The organism is Halorubrum sp. B53, from assembly GCF_059752395.1.
Genome location: NZ_MWTH01000016.1, coordinates 58,558 through 77,160 on the forward strand (window position 1 = coordinate 58,558; position 18,603 = coordinate 77,160).

Annotated in this window: 12 protein-coding genes and 1 tRNA gene; 3 read left to right on the forward strand and 10 right to left on the reverse strand. The window is 68.5% G+C overall.

Translation table 11 applies throughout. The features are described from left to right. Window position 1 precedes the first annotated feature (1 nt). From B4V06_RS16765 to B4V06_RS16775, 3 genes are read right to left on the reverse strand one after another with little or no spacing between them, the layout of a single operon-like run. On the reverse strand, window positions 2-583 hold the full coding sequence (locus tag B4V06_RS16765) for a DUF7287 family protein (protein WP_498170693.1): 582 nt from the start codon (window positions 581-583) through the stop codon (window positions 2-4). Next, window positions 573-2,612, reverse strand: a complete 2,040-nt coding sequence (locus tag B4V06_RS16770; RefSeq protein ID WP_123114943.1) for a type II secretion system F family protein — start codon at window positions 2,610-2,612, stop codon at window positions 573-575. The genes B4V06_RS16765 and B4V06_RS16770 overlap by 11 nt, the downstream gene beginning before the upstream one ends. 27 nt (window positions 2,613-2,639) lie before the next feature. Beyond that, window positions 2,640-6,518, reverse strand: coding sequence for a type II/IV secretion system ATPase subunit (locus tag B4V06_RS16775; protein ID WP_498170694.1), 3,879 nt, complete (start codon window positions 6,516-6,518; stop codon window positions 2,640-2,642). A gap of 107 nt (window positions 6,519-6,625) precedes the next feature. Between B4V06_RS16775 and B4V06_RS16780 the strand changes: the two genes are divergently transcribed. Then, a complete protein-coding gene (locus B4V06_RS16780) occupies window positions 6,626-7,330 on the forward strand; it encodes a DUF1405 domain-containing protein (protein WP_498170697.1) in 705 nt (234 codons plus the stop codon). A gap of 770 nt (window positions 7,331-8,100) precedes the next feature. Here B4V06_RS16780 and B4V06_RS16785 read toward each other — a convergent pair. Further along, window positions 8,101-8,173 (reverse strand) — tRNA-Arg (locus tag B4V06_RS16785). Window positions 8,174-8,227: 54 nt separating this feature from the next. Then, a complete protein-coding gene (locus B4V06_RS16790; RefSeq protein ID WP_123114398.1) occupies window positions 8,228-8,506 on the reverse strand; it encodes a Sec-independent protein translocase subunit TatA/TatB in 279 nt (92 codons plus the stop codon). Between the two features lie 160 nt (window positions 8,507-8,666). Here B4V06_RS16790 and B4V06_RS16795 point away from each other — a divergent pair, with 160 nt between their 5' ends. Beyond that, complete coding sequence (locus B4V06_RS16795) at window positions 8,667-9,137, forward strand: redoxin domain-containing protein (protein ID WP_123114397.1); 471 nt, start codon at window positions 8,667-8,669, stop codon at window positions 9,135-9,137. Between the two features lie 63 nt (window positions 9,138-9,200). Here the strand turns inward: B4V06_RS16795 and B4V06_RS16800 are convergent, their stop codons facing one another. From B4V06_RS16800 to B4V06_RS16820, 5 genes are all read right to left on the reverse strand, one after another. Then, the gene (locus tag B4V06_RS16800; protein ID WP_498170700.1) at window positions 9,201-11,261 is read right to left on the reverse strand and encodes an AMP-binding protein; all 2,061 of its coding nucleotides are present in this window, start codon (window positions 11,259-11,261) and stop codon (window positions 9,201-9,203) included. Between the two features lie 51 nt (window positions 11,262-11,312). Next, window positions 11,313-11,699: a hypothetical protein gene (locus tag B4V06_RS16805; RefSeq protein WP_123114395.1), complete on the reverse strand. Its 387-nt coding sequence runs from the start codon at window positions 11,697-11,699 to the stop codon at window positions 11,313-11,315. Window positions 11,700-11,849: 150 nt separating this feature from the next. Then, entirely contained in the window at window positions 11,850-14,417 is a 2,568-nt protein-coding gene (gene gyrA, locus B4V06_RS16810; RefSeq protein WP_123114394.1) for a DNA gyrase subunit A, read from the reverse strand. Beyond that, on the reverse strand, window positions 14,414-16,354 hold the full coding sequence (gene gyrB, locus B4V06_RS16815) for a DNA topoisomerase (ATP-hydrolyzing) subunit B (protein ID WP_498170702.1): 1,941 nt from the start codon (window positions 16,352-16,354) through the stop codon (window positions 14,414-14,416). The genes gyrA and gyrB overlap by 4 nt, the downstream gene beginning before the upstream one ends. A gap of 144 nt (window positions 16,355-16,498) precedes the next feature. Continuing rightward, entirely contained in the window at window positions 16,499-17,437 is a 939-nt protein-coding gene (locus tag B4V06_RS16820) for a hypothetical protein (RefSeq protein WP_123114392.1), read from the reverse strand. Window positions 17,438-17,569: 132 nt separating this feature from the next. On the opposite strand from B4V06_RS16820, the gene B4V06_RS16825 reads away from it, so the two are divergent. Further along, window positions 17,570-18,603 (forward strand): iron-containing alcohol dehydrogenase family protein (locus B4V06_RS16825; protein WP_498170705.1); only part of this gene is annotated, 1,034 nt, incomplete at its 3' end.

Below are 18,603 nucleotides of genomic sequence, written 5' to 3' on the forward strand. Positions count from 1 at the left end.
GTCACCACACCCACACCGTGAGCCGGTACTGCGTCCCCTCGATCGAGACGAGCCGCTGCGAGACGCTGACGCCGCCGCGGTCGAGGCGGACCGGATCTCTCGTGCTGCGGCGCAGCTCGACCGGGTGCGTCCCGTACCGCGTGTCGATCGAGACGGTCGAGGCGTTCCCGATCGGGTCCGATGCCCCCATCGCGTGGACGACGACGAGCACCTCGTCGTCGATCCCGAACGCCGCGGCCGTGTCGTTCGCGACCCCGGCCGGGCAGCCGGCCGCGTCGGCGAGGGTGGCGTTGCCTTCGTCGCCGTCGAAGTAGGCGACCGTGCACGCGGGGGACAACACCCCGGGCTCGGTCGGCGAGGCGGCGAGCAGGTCACCGGCGAGCCCCGCGGCGATACGGTCGCTGACGACCGGAGAAGCGGTCGCGGCGCCGGCGAAGGGGTCGAACACCGTCGGGATGAACGCGATCACGAACCCGAGCGTCAGCAGGAATACGCCCGCGCCGACGGCGAAGTCGATCGGGGTCTGGGCGCGGTCGCTCGCGGAGCGGCGGTCGGCGCCGATCGCCCGCCGCTCACCCGACATAGATCCACACCCCCAGCGCGAGCGTCATCAGGACCACCGCGAACTTGACGCCGGAGATGATGTCCGCGTTCCGGATGTAGCCGCTGATGAAGCCGGAGAGCACCGCCTGTAGGGTCACGGCGTGGAAGAACAGCATCGAGAGCACCGAGGGGTCGATGCCGCCGCCCCCGCCGAAGCCGGCGCCGGCGCCCGCGCCTCCGGCCGACTCCCCCTGCGACGAGAGGTCGCCCATCACGTCGATGAACTGGGTCTGGAGGATCGCCATCACGCCCAGCAGCGTGACGTACGTCATCACGATGATCGCCACCTGCATCCGGGTCCGGGAGATCCGCTCGCGCTCGATGTCGTCCTGGTTCTCCGAGGCCTGCGCCGCCGTGGTCAACACGTCCGTGATCTGCGAGGAGGCCTCCTGCGCCTCCGAGATGAGCTTCACCGTCCGGGCGAGCCGCGGGACCGCGTACTTGTTGTTGAACTCGACCATGGCGTCCCGGAGGCTCATCCCGTAGTTCACCTTCGCGTGGATCACCTCGAACTCCTCGGCGAGCTGGCCGGTCGACGTCTCCGAGACTGTCTGGACCGATTCGAGCAGGGTCTGCCCGGTGTCGTTCGCCGAGGAGAGCTTCCGAAGGCTCTCGGAGAGCTTGCCCGTGATCGCCCGCTTCGAGCGCTGGCTCCACTCGTGGAAGACCGCGAGCGGGACCAACACGAGGTACGCCGGGAGGTAGATCCAGACGAACGCCGACCAGACGGGGCGGTCGACCCACCCGTCGAACGTGGTCGGCGCGTTGCCGGTGAGCGCCGCGATAGCGACGATCGCGACCGCGGCCGGCACGGTCAGCGCCAGCGTGTACAGCGGGTTGTCGCGCAGGAAATGGTGCGGCGCCGAGACGATCTGCTTCGTCTTGTACGTCCCCTCCCGGTCGCGGATCCGGTCGAAGACGCCGAACCGCCCGACGAATCCCTCGATCAGTCCGAAATGGAGCAGCCCCTCTTGGCTCGTCTGTCTGAGGCGCTCGCTGCCGCCGTCGGGGTGGAGGTAGCCGTCGCCGGGCTCGTCTTGTTTGACGGTCGAGACGAGCACGAGGAAACCGACGCCCGTCAGCGGGATCAGGACGTACACCGTCGCGTACAGCAGGAAGTCGTCCGACTCTCCCATCATCCCCATGATGACGAGGATGATGATGAGAAGCAGGGGGAAAAGCGAGAGCGTCATGTACATCTCGCCGAACAGCTCCAGCGTCTCCAGGGTCATCTCGCGCTCCTGTTTCGACGTGCGGAGGTGTTTCTCCTTTTTGTCCTTCAGGAAGCTCTCCATGTCGCCGCCGGAGTTGACGATAGAGAGCATGTCGGCGAGAAACTGCGAGAGCTCGTCCGACGGCGTCTCCATCGACTGCTGGCGGATCGCGTTCCGGTAGTCGGTGCCGAAGTACTCCGTCTCGTTGACGATGCTCTGGAACTCGCGGGAGACCTCTCCGTAGGTGTCCTCCGCCGTCGCCATCGCGCGGAGGATCTCGAGCTGGTTGAGCCCCCCGACGGAGAGGGCGTACATGAACGAGACGGAGTCCGCGAGCAGGAGATTGATCTCGCGCTTCCGCGAGGACGCCCGCGAGTAGGGGACCGCGACGAGGGCGCCGAATCCCAGCGCGAACCCGATCGAGCCGAAGACGAGCCCGCTAATCAGCACCGCGGTCGGCACGACGAGCGACCGCAACAGGTCCCGGATCGCCGGCGTGGGCGCCGGCATGCCGAGCGACAGCGCGCTCGGGTCGATCAGCCCGAGCGAGAACACGCCGTAGCCGATCAGCGTGCCCAGCGCCCAGAGGAGCCCGCCGACGAGCAGCCCGACGCCCAGCGCCCGGGAAACGTACATCTCCACTTGGTCCGGCATCCGGGCCTCCGCGAGCTTGCGCTCGACGTCCCCGACGAAGTCGCCGTCGGGGTCGAACAGCAGCTCGAAGACGGGGTAGAACAGCTCCGCGAGGACGTCGGCGTCGGCGGACCCGTCGCCGACCCCCGTGTCGAGGCTCACGCGGACCACCTCCTCGGGGACACGGCGCTACCGCTCCTCCGGGGACTCGACCGTGCCGAACCCCCAGTCGTCGATGTCGTCGTCCTCGTCGTCCCCCTCGTCGTCGTCCCCGCTCGCTTCGTCATCGTTGTCCCCCTCGCTAGCCTCATCGGGCTCGTCCACGTCGCCCACATCGCCCTCGCCCACGTCGCCCTCGTCATCTTCCACGTCGCCCTCGCTCGCGTCCGAGTCCTCGCCGTCGGGACCGGCTCCGGCATCGCTCCCGGAATCGTCGGTTCCGGGGGCGCCGAACCCCGGTTCGTCAAGCTGGGAGTCGTCGGGAAGCGCGTCGGCGCCGACCCTATCAGCGGGAGCGACCGCAGGCGTATCGGTCTCCTCGTCGGCCGGGTCCAACACGTCGATCCCCTCGTCGAACGGTTCGTCGAAGTCAATCGCTCCGTCCTCCGCGTCCGCGTCGGCGGCCTCACTCGGTGCCTCCGACCCGTTTGCGCCCACCGAGTCGTCTGCGTTCGGCGTTCGATCGGTCGGACCGACCCTCGGGTCGCTGTCGACCGGGGTCGCGTCGGCCACTCCCTCGAAGCTGTCGTGACGAACCGGTTCCGACGACGAGGGATCGGGGTCGGGGGAGGGAGGCTCGGCCTCGGCGCCCGCGTCGCTGTCCGTCACGTCGTCTCCCGTTACGCCGTCTCCCGTTACGCCGTCGTCAGTCACGGCTCCGTCCGTTGCGCTGTCGGTCTCTGCGTCGTCCCTGTCCGCGCCGGTGTCGGGGCGCTCCGGGCCGAGCGCATCGGGGTGGAGCGCGGCCGCCTCGCGGGCCGTCTCTTCGAGCGTCTCGTGGTCCCCGTCCGGCGACGCCTCGACGTCGACGGCGGGGGCCACGTCGAGCAGCGCGTCGGCGACGGAGTCGGGCATCCGACCCCGGTACTCCGCGAACAGGTCCTCGGCCTCGTCGAGGATCTGCTCGACCTCCTCCCGGCCCGCCTCGTCCGGGTCCGGTCGGGGCACCATCTCCTCCTTGTCGCGGTCGACGTTGATGAGGACGGACTCCATCTCCCGGAGGTCCTCCAGCGAGCGCTCCAGCCCCTCGTTGGCCATCAGCGCGAGCACCGTCTCGGGGTCGTTGATGAACGCCTGAAACGTCGCGGCCACCTGCGCGTAGCTGTTGAGCCCGCGGTCGATGAGATACGCCAACACGACCCGGCGCTTCCGGAGCTCCTCGTTCAGCGTCTCGCGGCTCCATCCGCGGTCGAACATGATGTCCTCGAGGGTGTTAGAGTCGCCCATCTGGAGGAACTCGTCCGTCTCCGCCTGCCACTGGAACACGTCTTGGACGTTGATCTCGTCGTTCTCGGCGTCGTAGTGGTTGATCTCGGTCAGCGACTTGTTCCGGCGCACCTTCTTCCCCTGCACCCGGGTCGACGTCTGGACGGAGACTAAATCGAGGGCCGTGAACATCGTCTTCGAGACGTTGATCGGCTCCGTGGTGAACCGCTTGAGCACCTCGCCGACCGTGTCGGCGTGGAACGTCGTGTACGTGGTGTGGCCCGTCGACATCACCTGAAAGGCGGTCCGGCCCTCCTCGCCGCGGATCTCGCCCATCACGATGTAGTCCGGGCGCTGGCGGAGCGCGGCCTCCAGCAGGTCGAACTCGTCGATGTCGCCCTTGTCGTCGTCGGAGAAGGAGGGGCGGGTGACGGAGGCGATCCAGTTGCGCTGGGGGAGCTCGACCTCGCGGGTGTCCTCGATGGAGACGATCTTCGCGTTCGAGGGGATAAAGAGGGAGACCGCGTTCAGGCTCGTCGTCTTCCCGGAGGCGGTGCCGCCCGCGAAGATCAGGCTCTTGTGGTTCTCGATGGAGAGCCACAGGAAGGCCATCTCGTCGAGCGAGAACGTCTTCCAGTTGATCAGGTCGATCGGGGTGAAGGGGACGTCGTTGAACTGCCGGATGGTGTAGTTGGTCCCGTGGTCCGACACCTCGCGGCCGAGCGTGAGCTGGGCGCGGGAGCCGTCCGGGAGCGTGGCGTCCACCTGCGGGCGCCGCTTCGAGATCCCCTTCCCGGAGCGCTGCGCGAGCTTCACCACGAAGTCGTCGAGCTCGTCGGTCTCGTGGTAGACGTTGGTGATGATCTGCTCGTAGTCGGAGTGGTAGACGAAGACGGGGGAGTTGTACCCGTCACAGGAGATGTCTTCCACGTTGATGTCGTACTTGATCGGGTCGATCCGCTCGTAGCCGATGAAGTCCCGCTTGAGGTAGTACAGCAGCTTCTCGACCTGGTGGTCCGACAGCGTCTCCGGGTCCTCGGCCATCACCGCCGGCTCGGGCCTGGCGAGTATCTTGCTCGGCGTCGACTCCGACTCCGACGCCGTCGGGGGCTCGTAGCCGAGCGACTCCGTGATTCGGGCGGCGATCCCCTCCGTGACGTCGAACCCGAACCGGTCGACCGCTTCGTCGACGAGGTCGTCGATCACCCCGCGGTCGCCTGCCTCGCGCTCGTAGAGATCGTACCGGTCGAGCAGGGTGAGCGCCTCGTCGACGATGACGTCCTTGCGGAACTCCTCGTCGCCCCCCGCGATCGCCTCGTCGGCGTACTTGATCGAGGTCCGGAGCTTCCCCGTCAGGAACTCGACGAGGTCCGTCTCGATCTCGGTGCGGTACGGCTGGACCGCGTAGTACTTCACCTCGTTCTCCTTCGTCGAGCGGAACACGATGACGAACGCGTACGGCTTGTTCACCCAGTAGCGCTCGATCTCGCGGAAGTGGGTCTTCTTCGGCATCGGCACCGCCTTCTCCAGGTCGTAGCGATTCGCGAGCGTGGTGTCGCCCGCGGCCGTCGAGAAGAACTCGTCCTCATCGACCTCGGGGTTCACGTTCACCGTCCGCTCGTCGACCAGATCGGCGAGCTCCTCGGCGGCGGTCCCGCCGGCCCCCAGCAGCTCCTCGGTCCGGTCGGGGTCGAACCCCAGCGCCTCAGTCTTGTCCTCGTGGGTGAACTCGAGCGGCACCTCCTCCCCCTCTTCGTTCACCTCGGTCGGCGGGTTCCCGTCCTCGTCGAGGAAGTACTCGTCGCGGTAGTCGTCCCACGTGTAGTAGCCCTTCAGAACCGGCACTGAGTAGAGGTCGTACCGCGCCGAACAGCGGTCCCAGAGGATGTCGCCGACGGCCGCGGCGGCCCGGACTCGGTACCCCGTCTCCGACGGGTCGAACCCGAGGAACTCGCTCGGATCGACGTCGACGCGCGCCCATTCCTCGGGGGTCGGCGCGCGTCTCGGGACCATCTCGACGTCGGCGGCGGCGACGGCGACCCTCCCGGTCACGCCGCCGAGACCGACCGCGAGTTCGCCCCCATCGTCGTCCCCGTCGCTGTCTCCGTCTCCGTCGCTGTCTCCGTCCTCGTCGTCACCGCCGACCGCGTCTTCCGGATCCCCCTCGTACTCCGCCTCGCCTTCCTCGCCCGTCGAGTCCGGTTCGGACTCGGGTTCGGGTTCGGACTCCTGTTCGGAGTCGAACGCCCCGGAGTCCACCACCGCCGTCGACGTCCCGTCGGGGACGACGGCGTCGCCGCTGAGCACGACGTGGCCGTCGCCGACCACGAGCGTCCCCGCGTCCGGCGTCCCGTGCCCGGAGACCGGCGTGTCGCCGTCGGCGACGAACGGCTCGTCGACGCCGGAGGCGCGGAGCACGCGATCGGTCCCGTCTTCGGCGTGCGCGGCGACGGCGCTCGCCGGGACTACCGGCTCCTCGCCGACGTCTGCGTACAGCGCCGCCGCGGCGTCGGCCCGGCCGCGGTCGGTCAGGAACGCCCGCCACGAGTAGCGCCCCCTCGTTACGGGCGCGTCGGACGCTGACGCCGCTCCGGCCGCCTCGCCGGGCGACTGCGGCGAACGCTCGGCGTCCTCGGTTGCCATGACTGCGTCAACGCCGCGACCGTTGAAAAAGGTGTCTCGCAAAACACCGGCTCTGATAATCGCCCGCTGGGAGGCGGTTTTTATACCTCGCGGTCGAAGCGACCGGCGTGACGCGCCCCGACGACGCCTCGGCGCTCCGCTCGCTCGGTCGGCTCAGGCGGCCGGCCGTCCGGCGTCGCGTCCGCGCGGCGATCGCCGAGGAGCTGCTCGGTACGTCCCGCAGCCTCGGCGTCGTGCTCGCGTTCGTCGCGTTCATGCTCGCGGTGGGTGTCGGCTACTACGCCCCGACCGCCGGCGACGTGCCGGTCCCGCTGTGGCCGCTGTACGCGGACTCGGCGGTCGCGGTCGCGCTCGGCGGCGCCGTCCTGCTGACGCTCGTCCCGACGGTTCGGACCGACGGGAGCGCGGTCGCCGACGCGCCGACGTCGAGGCCGCTGGCGTACCTCCAGACGCTCGCGTTCGTCTGGCTGATCACGTTCGGCCTCTGGCCGCTGGTCTCGCTGAACCTCGCCTTCTCCCAGTACGTGGCGGCCTCCGACGCCTGGATCTACTACTGGGGCGTGCTCGGCACGCACCTCTGTTTCGTCGGGCTCGCGCTGCTGTTCCCGGCGTTCGGTCGGACGACGCGCGGCGCGCTCGCCGTCGCCGCCGCCGTCGCCGTCGGCAACGTCGCCCTCGATTACGGACTCGGCTACCACCCGCCCCTCTTATACGAGCCCGGACCCCTGCTGGCCGGCGCGACGCTCGCGATCGCCGGGTTCGCGGTGTGGCTCGCGTGGCGGTCGTTCCCGCGGCTCGGCGAGGGCGACTGAGCGGGGGGCGTCCTCGAGGGATCAACGAGTCACCGATAGCCGATGCGGAACCTCGACGCCGCCGGCAGGTGCCGACACGCGTCGGACATCATACTATTCCAGAGTTGTCAAATTCACAGGTGAGCGCGTCGGTACTGTCGTCACAGGGGCCACACGGCGCCGTTACGGTAACGTATCGGGAAAATATAAGATCCGAGCGGAACTGGGGCCGAATATGTCGCTTGTAGAGGCTTTCAACAGAGTCGAATTTGGACACGGACCCTCGCTGGTCACCCGGCCGATCCGTTCGGTTTGTCGACCGACCACGCCGCGTCACAGTGATTCGCTAGAGCCATTGCCATCTGAAACCGTGTATCACGATGACTGCCACTACCCCAAAAACGGCCAGAGCCAGCATATAGATGATCATGATGACCCCCATTTGTTTTGTTGTCATCTCGCCTTCAAACATATTCAAAATTTTCATGAATATACATAGGATCCTAACTTAATAAATCATTATAAGTACGTATTTCTGCCAGTTGGCCGGAGTTATTCCGGTGAATCAGCCGGCAACGTACGCGACTACTTCGGGGCTACCTGGCAGTGTATCTGATCGGTAGCCTGTCAATTTGTGCGCTTCAGCACCCGGCTGTTGCAGACCAGAACCGGTCTGGGAGGGGGCTGAACAGAGCCAACTAAATGAAAACGGGCACGGCGGGATCCACGCGAGCGAACGCAGTGAGCGAGCGTGGAGCCAGTCGCGCCCGTGACTGAGCGAAGCGAAGGAACGGGCGCGACGGGATTCGAACCCGCGATCGAGAGGTTAGGAACCTCTCGCCCTGTCCGCTAGGCCACGCGCCCAACGCGGTTGGAGAAAACGTCGCAGCGGGGATCGGTCGGCGTCGCGGAACCGGATTACGCGCTCGTCTCTTTCTCGGTTTCGAGGTCTTCGAGTTCCTCGTCGTCGGTCGAATCCGTGCTGACGGACGAGTCGTCCTCGTCGCCGTCCTGCATCTGTTTCAGTTCGTCTTCGACCTCCTCGCGTCCCTTCTTGAACTCGCCCATCGCCTGGCCGGTCGACCGGGCGAGCTTCGGAATCTTGTTCGCCCCGAACAGGAGAACCAGCACGAGCAGGATAATGAGGAGCTCCGGACCCGCCGGGATGCCGCCGATCAGTGGAATCGCACTTATCATCTCTATCCCGGAGTAGCCCTCTTGCGACTATAGTCTTTTTGCCTCGGTTGGCCGACGGCGGGTCGCCGTTGGCCGGGCAACGCCCCCGGAACCCCGCCGTATCGGGAACGCCACCGATAGACGCCGAAACTGTGATACGCCCGCGGCGCAAGCGGTGGGTATGACAGCCGTCGGCGACGACGCCCCCGACTTCACCGCCTCGCTCGTGGACGACGATATCGAACCGTTCCGGCTGGCCGACCACCTCGGCGACGAGCCCGTGGTGCTCGCCTTCTTCCCGGCCGCGTTCTCGAACACCTGCACCGACGAGATGGAGGCGCTCCGCGACGGATTCGACCGCGACGACTGCACGCTGTTCGGCGTGAGCACCGACCTCCCGCACGCGCTCGCGGCCTACCGGTCGCAGTACGAGCTCCCGTTCTCGCTCGTCGCCGACACCGAACACCGCGCGATCGAGGCGTACGACGTCATCGAGTCGTTCGAGGACTACGGCGTCGACACGGTCGCGCAGCGTGCCGTCTTCGTGATCGACGGCGACGGCGTCGTGACGTACCGCTGGCTCGCGGAGCACTCGGGCCAGGAGCCGGAGTACGACGCGCTGGCTGACGCGGTCGCCGAGGCGGCCGCGTAGGCCGCGCGCGAACGGGTCCCGCCCCCGAACGGATCACTCCCGCGAATCCCTCGAACCCGACCCTCAGGCCGCGTCGCGGAGGTCGTCTAGGGACTCCGGGTTCTCCATCGAGGAGAGGTCGCCGGGGTCCTCACCCTTATAAACCGACTCGATCGCGCGGCGGATGATCTTCCCGGACTGCGTCTTCGGGAAGGCGTCGACGAACAGCAGCTCGCGCGGCCGGAACGGCTTCCCGTGCTCGTCGCCGACGACCGCCCGCAGCTCCTCGCGGAGCTCGTCGCTCGGCTCGACGCCCGGTTCGAGGACGACGTACGCGACCACCGCGGTACCGGTGGTGTCGTCGGGGACGCCCACCGCGGCCGCCTGGTTGACGGCGTCGTGATCGATGAGCACGCCTTCGATCTCGGCCGGGCCAACCTTCCGGCCGGCGACGTTTAACGCGTCGTCGGCGCGACCGTGGAGGAACCAGAATCCGTCGGCGTCCTTCTGGGCGAAGTCGCCGTGGTCCCAGAGGTCGTCCCACGTCGACCAGTACTCCTCGAGGTAGCGCTCGTCGCCGGACCACAGCGACTTCGTCATCGACGGGCAGGAGTCGCGCGCGACGAGATAGCCGCGCTCGCCCGCCTCCTTCACCGACTCGCCGCTCTCGTCGACGATGTCGATGTCCATCCCGAGCCCCGGTCCCCCGAGCGTGCAGGGTTTCAGCGGTTGGTTCGGCATCGGCATCAGGAAGCAGCCGCAGATCTCGGTGCCGCCGGAGATGTTGATTATCGGGCAGTCGCCGCCGCCGCCGATCGCGTCGTAGAACCACCGCCACGACTCGGGGTCCCACGGCTCTCCGGTGGAGCCGAGGATCCGGAGCGAGGAGAGGTCGTGCCCCTCCACCCACTCGTCCCCGTGCTTGCGGAGCGCGCGGATCGCCGTCGGCGAGATGCCGAACTGCGTGATTCCGTGTCGGTCGATCAGCTCCCAGAAGCGGTCGGGCTCGGGGTGGTCGGGCGCACCCTCGTACATCACCACCGTCCCGCCGAACGCGTGGTTCCCGATCAGCGTCCACGGCCCCATCATCCAACCGATGTCGGAGACCCAGAAGAACCGGTCGGCGGGCTTCTGGTCGAAGCCGAAGTGGATCTCCTTGGCGCACTGTGTGAGAACGCCCGCGTGGGTGTGGACGATCCCCTTCGGCTCGCCCGTCGTCCCCGAGGAGTACAGCAGCATGGACTCCTGGTCGCTGGGGAGCCGCTTCGTCTCGTAGTCGGTCGATCGCGACGCGATCGCCTCCTCCCAGGTAACGTCTCGCTCCGGGTCCCACGGGACGGGGTCGTCCGAGTCACCGTCGGGAGTGGCGCCCAGCCGGTCGTACACCACCGCGTGTTCGACGTGGCCCGCGTTCGCGATCGCCTCGTCGGCCGTCGCCTTCAGCCGGACCTCGCTGCCCCGGCGGTAGAAGCCGTCGCCCGTGAAGAGGACCGACGGCTCGGCGTCGGCGATCCGGGTCGCCGTCGCCTCGGTGCCGAACCCGGAGAAGATCGGCACCGCGATCGCGCCCACTTTCAGGCAGCCGTAGAGGATCGAGACGACCTCGGGCACCATCGGCATGTACAGCGCCACCGTGTCCCCGATCCCGACGCCGACGGACTCCAGGTAGTTGGCGACGCGGTTCGTCTGCCGGGCCAGCTCGTGGAAGGTTATTTCGCGGACGTCGCCGGGCTCCCCCTCCCAGATCAGCGCGACTCGGTTGCGGTTCGGCGAGTCGACCGCGGCGTGTCTGTCGACGACGTTGTGCGCGACGTTGATCTCGCCGCCGGGGTACCAGTCGGTGAACTGCGGGCCGTCGCTGTCGTCACCGGACTGCGTCCGGTTGCCCGCGGAGCTCCGATCCGCGCTGTCGCGGACCGCGTCGTACTCGATATAAAAATCGATGTCGAGGTAGTCGACGATCTCGTCCCAGAACCAGTCGACGCCGGAGGCCGGCTCGCCCGGGACCTCCGAGGTGGTGCGTTCGATCAGCGCCTCGTAGTCGTCGATGTCGTACTCGCGCATGAACGCGGCGACGTTCGTCGACTCGGCGAACGCCGCGCTCGGCTCGTGTACGACCTCGTCTATCCCCTCGTACTCGTCCATCTCGTTCGGCCGTTTTCGCGGTATCCGTAAGTAATTTTCCTGAACGTTCCGCTACCGCGGGTCGACGCACTCCCCGGCGACCGCGACGTTCTCCCCGTCGACGGCGACGGTCCCGTCGTAGCGGGCGCAGACCCCCGCGTCCCAGGCAAGCCGGCCCTCCCAGTCGGCGCCCGTGACCGCGACTTCGTGGCGATCGGCCGTCCCGACCGCCACGTCGAACGCTCGGGCGACGCCGGGGTCGATCCGCTCGCTCGCCTCCTCGTGCGTCGTCCCGTCGTCGCTTTGGACGACCACGTCGACGTCGACGGGGTCGGCGCCGTCGTTCCGGACCGTCAGGTCGAGCCGGCCGGGCTCAGGTTCTCCCACTCCGAGACAGCCCGCGACCGCTCCCGTCATCGCGCTCGCGGTCGCCGCGGCGAGGACGCTGCGTCGATTCATGGGGTCGTCTCGTCGCCGCGGGACTTGAATCCCGCAGACGCGACCGTCCGGCTCGGTACGGTCCGCTGGGTCGATGCGGGTCTCTGGGTCGATACAGGCTTTTATAAAAGCGGTCGGGGCCCGTCCGGACGCCGGCCCCGCCGGGCGCGTCTACTCGGCGTCGGTCGGGAGGTCGTCGTCGGTCGAGAGGTCGGCGTCGGTCGAGAGGTCGGCGTCGGCATCGCCTTCGTCCGCGGCGGTCTTCTCGTCACCGGCCCCATCGTCGGCGTACGCCGCCTCGGGGACGATGTCGACGGAGGCGACCTCGTCGTCCGCCTCGAGGTTCATCACGATGACGCCCTTCGTGTTGCGGCTCACCGTCGAGATCTCCTCGACGCGGGTCCGCATGATCTGGCCGTCGCCGCTCATCGCGACCAGGTGGTCGCCGTAGGTGACCGCCTCGATGGCGACCGCCTCGCCGTTGCGGTCGCCGGTCTTGATGTCGATCAGCCCCTTCCCGTTGCGAGACTGCAGGCGGTACTCGTCGAGGTCGGAGCGCTTCCCGTAGCCGTTCTCGGTGACGGTGAGCACCCAGTTGTGGTACTCGTCGTCGATGGCGGCCACGCCGGCGACCGCGTCGCCCTCGCGGAGGTCGATCCCGATCACGCCCCGGGCGGTCCGGCCCATCGCGCGCGCCTCCGACTCGTCGAAGCGGATCGCCATCCCGTTCCGGCTCCCGATGACGATGTCGCGGTCGCCGTCGGTCACCTCGACGTCGACGAGCTCGTCGCCGTCCTCCAGCCGGATCGCGCGGATCCCCGTCGACCTGATGTTGCCGAACTCGTCGACGGCGGTCCGCTTGATGTACCCGTCGCGGGTGACCATCGTGAGGAACTCGTCGTCGTCGAGATCCTCCGTGTTCACCACTGCCTCGATCTCCTCGCCGCCGTCCAGATCGAGGAGGTTGACCGCGGACTTCCCGCGGGCGGTCCGGGACATCTCCGGGATCTCGTACGTCTTCAGCTCGTAGATCTGCCCGCGGTTGGTGAAGACGAGCAGGTAGTCGTGGGAGTTGGCGGCGAAGACGGAGGAGACGCGGTCCCCGTCCTTGAGGCCGGTGCCGATGATCCCCTTGCCGCCGCGGTTCTGCGCTCGGAACGTGTCCAGCGGCATCCGCTTGATGTAGTCGTCCTCGGTCATCACGACGACGCACTCCTCCTCCGGGATGAGGTCCTCGTGGGTGACGTTGCCGACGTCCTCGATGAAGCTCGTGCGGCGCTCGTCGCCGTACTCGTCTTTCATCTCTTGCAGCTCGTCGACGATCACGGCGTCGAGCTCGTCGGGGTCGTCGAGGACCGTCTCCAGCCGCTCGATCCGAGCGGTGACGTCCTCGTACTCGGACTCGATCTCCTGGGTCTCCATCGAGGTGAGCGACCCGAGCTGCATCCGGACGATGTGGGCCGCCTGCGCCTCGCTGAACTCGTACTCGGCCTCGAGCGCCGCCTTCGCGGCGTCGCGGTCGTCGGAGTTCTGGATGGTCTCGACCACGTCGTCGACCTGTTCGAGCGCTTTCAGCCTGCCCTCGAGGATGTGCGCGCGGTCCTCCCGCTCCGCGAGCTCGTGCTCGGAGCGCCGGCGCACGACCTCTCGGCGGTGCTCGACGTAGTGACGGAGCGTCTCTTTTAAGTCGAGCACCTGCGGCGAGCCGTCGACCAGCGCGAGGTTGATGACGCCGAAGGTGCGCTCGAGGTGGCTCTCTAACAGCTGGTTCTTGACGACCTCCGCCATCGCGTCGCGCTTGAGCTCGATGACGATGCGCATCCCGTCGCGGTCGGACTCGTCGCGGAGGTCGCGAATGCCCTCGATCGCGCCCTCGTTGACGTCCTCGGCGATCCGCTCGACGAGCCGGGACTTGTTCTGCTGGAAGGGGAGCTCGCTTATGACGATCCGGCCCTCCTCCTCGTCGACCTCGAACTCGGCGCGGACGCGGACGCGACCGCGGCCCGTCTTGTACGCCTCGTGGACCGCGTTCCGGCCGACGATGTTCGCACCGGTCGGGAAGTCCGGCCCCTTGACGTGCTCCATCAGGTCCTCGACGGTCGCGTCGGGGTTCTCGATCAGCTCGACCGTCGCGTCGACGACCTCGCCGAGGTTGTGCGGCGGGATGTTGGTCGACATCCCCACCGCGATCCCGGAGGAGCCGTTGACGAGCAGGTGCGGCACCGCCGAGGGCAACACCTCCGGCTCCTCCAGGCGGTCGTCGTAGTTGGAGGTGAAGTCGACGGTGTCGCGCTCGATGTCGGCCAACAGCTCCTCGGCGATGGGGGCCATCCGGGCCTCCGTGTACCGCATCGCGGCCGGCGGGTCGCCGTCGACGGAGCCGAAGTTCCCCTGTCCGTCGACGAGTGGGTACCGCATCGAGAAGTCCTGGGCCATCCGCGCGAGCGTGTCGTAGATGGCGCTGTCGCCGTGCGGGTGGTAGTCCCCCATCGTCTCGCCGACGATGGAGGAGGACTTCCGGTGCGAGGAGTTGCTCGTGACGCCCGCCTCGTGCATCGCGTAGAGGATGCGCCGGTGGACGGGCTTGAGCCCGTCGCGCACGTCGGGGAGCGCGCGGCCCGCGATGACCGACATCGCGTAGTCGATATACGACTGCTCCATCTCGTCCTCGATGCGGGCGTTCGTCACCTGCGCGGCGCGGACGTCGTTCGGGTCGGCGTCGGGGATGTCCGAGCTCATATGTCCACCCACTCGGCCTCGGTCGCGTGCTCCTTGATGAACTGCTTCCGCGGCTCGACCGCGTCGCCCATCAGCACGTTGAACATGCGGTCGGCGGCGGCCGCGTCGTCGATGTTGATCTGCTTGAGGATACGGTTTTCCGGGTCCATCGTCGTGTCCCACAGCTGGTCGGGGTTCATCTCGCCGAGCCCCTTGAACCGCTGGACCTGATCCGGGTTCCCGTCGCACTCCTCCTCGACGATTCGGTCGCGCTCCGCTTCCGTCATCGCGTCGTACGTCTCGCCGCGATAGCGGACGCGATAGAGGGGCGGTTGGGCCGCGTACACGTAGCCCGCCTCCAGCAGGGGCTTCATGTGGCGGTATAAGAGGGTCAAGAGGAGGGTCCGGATGTGTGCGCCGTCGACGTCGGCGTCAGTCATCAGGATGATCTTGTTGTACCGGGCGTCCTCGATGTCGAACTCCTCGCCGATCCCCGCGCCGATCGCGGTGATCAGCGCGCGGATCTCGTCGTTCTCCAGGATGCGGTCGAGCCGGTGTTTCTCGACGTTGAGGATCTTCCCTTTAAGCGGAAGAATCGCCTGATTCTCGCGGTTCCGGCCCTGCTTCGCCGAGCCGCCGGCGGAGTCGCCCTCGACCACGAACAGCTCCGCCTCCGTGGGGTCGCGGGTCTGGCAGTCGGCGAGCTTGCCGGGCAGCGCCGTCGACTCAAGCGCGGACTTCCGGCGCGTGAGCTCCTCGGCCTTCTTCGCGGCCTTGCGCGCCCGGGCGGCCTCCGCGGCCTTGTGGATGACCTTCCGGGCGGTGTCGGGGTTCTCCTCGAAGAACGTGCCGAGCTTCTCGTGGGTCGCGGACTCGACGATGCCGCGGACCTCGCTGTTGCCGAGCTTCGTCTTCGTCTGCCCCTCGAACTGCGGGTCGGGGTGTTTCACGGAGATGACCGCCGTGAGCCCCTCGCGGACGTCCTCCCCCTTGAGGTTCGCGTCGAGGTCGTCGACGAGGCCGTTCTCGTTGGCGTAGTCGTTGACGGTCCGCGTCAGGGCGGTCTTGAACCCGGTGAGGTGGGTGCCCCCCTCGCGGGTGTTGATGTTGTTCGCGAACGCGTGGACGGAGCCCTGCAGCTCCTCGGTCGCCTGCATCGCGACCTCGACGTGGATGTCCTCGTCCTCGTCCGCGAAGTAGATGACGTCCTCGTGGATGGGCGTCCGCGTCTCGTTGAGGTAGCCGACGAACTCGCGGATGCCGCCGTCGTAGAGGAACGTCTGCTCGTCGCCCGCGTCGTCGGCGTCGCCGTCCGCGTCGCGCTCGTCGGCGAGCGTGATGGCGACCCCGGAGTTGAGGAAGGCCAGCTCGCGCAGGCGGTTGGCGAGCGTCGAGAACTCGAACTCGTTCGTCTCGAAGATCTCGCCGTCGGGCCAGAAGCGGATGTACGTCCCGGTGTCCTCGCCCTCGTCCATGTCGCGGACGCGCTCGAACCCGTCCTCGACCGGCTCGCCGCGGGCGAACTCGTGGCGGTAGACGCCGCCGTCGCGTTTGACCTCGACCTCCAGCCGCTCGGAGAGGGCGTTGACGACGCTGACGCCGACGCCGTGGAGCCCGCCGGAGACCTGGTAGGACTTCGAGTCGAACTTCCCGCCGGCGTGGAGGACGGTCATGATCACTTCGAGCGCCGGGCGGTCGTACTTCTCGTGGGTGTCGACCGGGATCCCGCGCCCGTCGTCGCTGACGCTGACGGAGCCGTCCCCGTGGATGGTGACCGTGATGTCGTCGCAGTATCCCGCGAGGGCCTCGTCGATGGAGTTGTCGACGACCTCGTAGACGAGATGGTGTAACCCTCGACCGTCCGTGGACCCGATATACATCGCCGGACGTTTACGGACGGCCTGCAGGCCCTCGAGGACCTGGATCTGGCCGGCTCCGTATTCACTCTGCTCTGGCATAGAACTTGACTGATTTAGTCAGTGCCGGCTTATAAACCCGGCGCACGCGCACGCGGGCGTGAGGACGCCGAAAGAATTGGTCGGGGGCGTCGGCTTCCGCCCGGCTTCCCTCCCGACCGAATCCCGAGTTATCCTCGCCGTCGGTCAGCCGAGCTCCCCGTCCCGGCGCCCATCGAGGAACGCCCGGGCGCGCTCGACGACCGACGCGCGGAATCGGACGGGGTCGACCCCGGCGGGGTCGGCTTCCCCCTCCCCGAACTGAAGGCGAGTCTCCCTGGCGACCGCCTCGACGGTCCGGTCCGCGAGGGCGTCGACCGTCGCCGGCTCGCCGCGCCGTTCGAGGGCGGCGACGATCCGTTCGAACCGCTCGCGTCCGGCGTGGATCGAGGCGAGGTCGTCGGGGTCGGTCGGATCGCCGGTCCCGGCGTCGGCCGGATCGTCGCCGTCCGCGCGATCGCCGTCCCCGTCGTCACCGCCGTCTCCCGCCTCTCTCGCGATCTTCCCGCGGCCGCCTCGCTTGTTCCGGACGACGACGCCCGCGGCCGGGCCGTCTCGCCACGCCGACGCTGGGACGGCGTATCCGTCGGGATCGAAGTCGCGGGCGTTCACCTCGCGCGCCACCGCGTTGACCGGGGCGAGCCCGACCCCTTGGAAGATCGCGACGGCGGCGTCGGGCGGTCGGAACGCCCCCTCGACCGTCTCGTCGTCGGTTCCGTCGTCCGCCCCCGTCCACACGTCGGTTCCGAGGAACGGCGGAATGCGTTCCCAGTCGTAATCGGTCCCGCGGCGGTGGGTCGCGACGCCGAGGAACGTCACTCCGGCGGGGTCGGCGACGGCCTCCCGAAGCGCCTCCCGGTCGAACCGGCTCCGGACGCGTCGGACCGCGGGCCGGAGCGCGAGCGGCACGGCGTCGAGGTCGGCGTACGTCGCTTCCGGACCCCCGAACCGGAGGAGCCCGGACTCGTCCATCGAGAAGCGGAGGCCCGTTCCGTCGATCAGTTCGAGGAGCCAGAGGTGGCCCTCGAGGAGGTCGTCGGGCGCCTCCGGAGCGTCGAGGTCGGGGAGCGGCGGGAACTGGCGCATGGTGTCGCGGTCGGGTGACCGGATCGGAGGCTCCGACCCGCAGCGGGTTGGCTCTTGGGGAGTCGGCACTGGTCACCCGACGAACCCCCGACTCCCACAGTTACAAGCGGCCGCCGGCCGTAGCGTCGCGCGATGCTACCGATCGCGGACGCCTTCGAGCACGGCTACCGGGGCTGCGAGATCCTGTACGGACGCGGTCGCGCGGACGAGCTGAGCGCGGTCCTCGCCGACCGGGGGCTCGGCGACGCGCTCGTCGTCTGCGGCTCCAACGTCGGCGCCAACGACGACCTGATGGACCCGATCCGCGAGGGGCTCGGCGACCGGCTCGCCGGCGTCTTCGACGGCACGACCCCCGACAAGCGCGTCGAGACGGCGTACGACCTCCTGGATAAGCGCGCCGAGGTCGGCGCGGACGCCCTCGTTGCGGTCGGCGGCGGCAGCAGCCTCGACGTCGCCCGACAGGCGGCGATGCTCGACGTCGACGGCCGCGACCTGACCGAGCTCTGCGACGACGCGGCCGAGGGCCCCGACGCGCTCGGGTCGCTCGCGCCCGGGAGCGACCCCTCGCTGCCGGTCGTCGTGATCCCGACGACGTTCGCCGGCGCGGACCTGTCGACGGGCGGCTCGTTAGAGGTGCTGCCGGCCGACGAGTCGCCCACGGGCCAGCCGCTGACCGTCAGCGGCGACGGGCCGATGCCGGTCGTCGACCTCGCCGACCCGGCGCTGTTCGAGACGACCCCCGCGTCGGTGCTCGCGGGGTCGGCGATGAACGGCTTCGACAAGGGGATCGAGACGCCGTACGCGAGCGACGCCACTCCCGTCAGCGACGCGAGCGCGGTCCACGGGCTGCGGCTCCTCGCGGACGCGCTCCCGCGGGTGGCGGGGGACCGACCGGGGAGCGAGGCCGCGACGGACCGGGCGGTGGTCGGCGCGCTGCTCGTCCAGCTCGACCGCAAGATATCGGTGATCCACGCGTTCGGCCACGGCTTCGCGCGCCGCTACGACGTCCAGCAGGGCGACGTCCACGCGGTCGTCGCCCCGCACGTCCTCGCGTACCTCTTCGACGAGGTCGACGCGAGCCGGCGGGCGCTCGCGGCCGGGCTCGGCGTCGACGTCGACGGGCGCGACGACGACGCGATCGCGGAGGACGTCGTCGACGCTGTCGC

Bases quoted from the DNA above. Each gene is read 5' to 3' on its own strand.
- B4V06_RS16765 (WP_498170693.1), bottom strand. From the start codon at position 583: ATGTCGGGTGAGCGGCGGGCGATCGGCGCCGACCGCCGCTCCGCGAGC.
- B4V06_RS16775 (WP_498170694.1), bottom strand. From the start codon at position 6,518: ATGGCAACCGAGGACGCCGAGCGTTCGCCGCAGTCGCCCGGCGAGGCG.
- B4V06_RS16790 (WP_123114398.1), bottom strand. From the start codon at position 8,506: ATGATAAGTGCGATTCCACTGATCGGCGGCATCCCGGCGGGTCCGGAG.
- B4V06_RS16795 (WP_123114397.1), top strand. From the start codon at position 8,667: ATGACAGCCGTCGGCGACGACGCCCCCGACTTCACCGCCTCGCTCGTG.
- B4V06_RS16800 (WP_498170700.1), bottom strand. From the start codon at position 11,261: ATGGACGAGTACGAGGGGATAGACGAGGTCGTACACGAGCCGAGCGCG.
- B4V06_RS16805 (WP_123114395.1), bottom strand. From the start codon at position 11,699: ATGAATCGACGCAGCGTCCTCGCCGCGGCGACCGCGAGCGCGATGACG.
- gyrA (WP_123114394.1), bottom strand. From the start codon at position 14,417: ATGAGCTCGGACATCCCCGACGCCGACCCGAACGACGTCCGCGCCGCG.
- gyrB (WP_498170702.1), bottom strand. From the start codon at position 16,354: ATGCCAGAGCAGAGTGAATACGGAGCCGGCCAGATCCAGGTCCTCGAG.
- B4V06_RS16820 (WP_123114392.1), bottom strand. From the start codon at position 17,437: ATGCGCCAGTTCCCGCCGCTCCCCGACCTCGACGCTCCGGAGGCGCCC.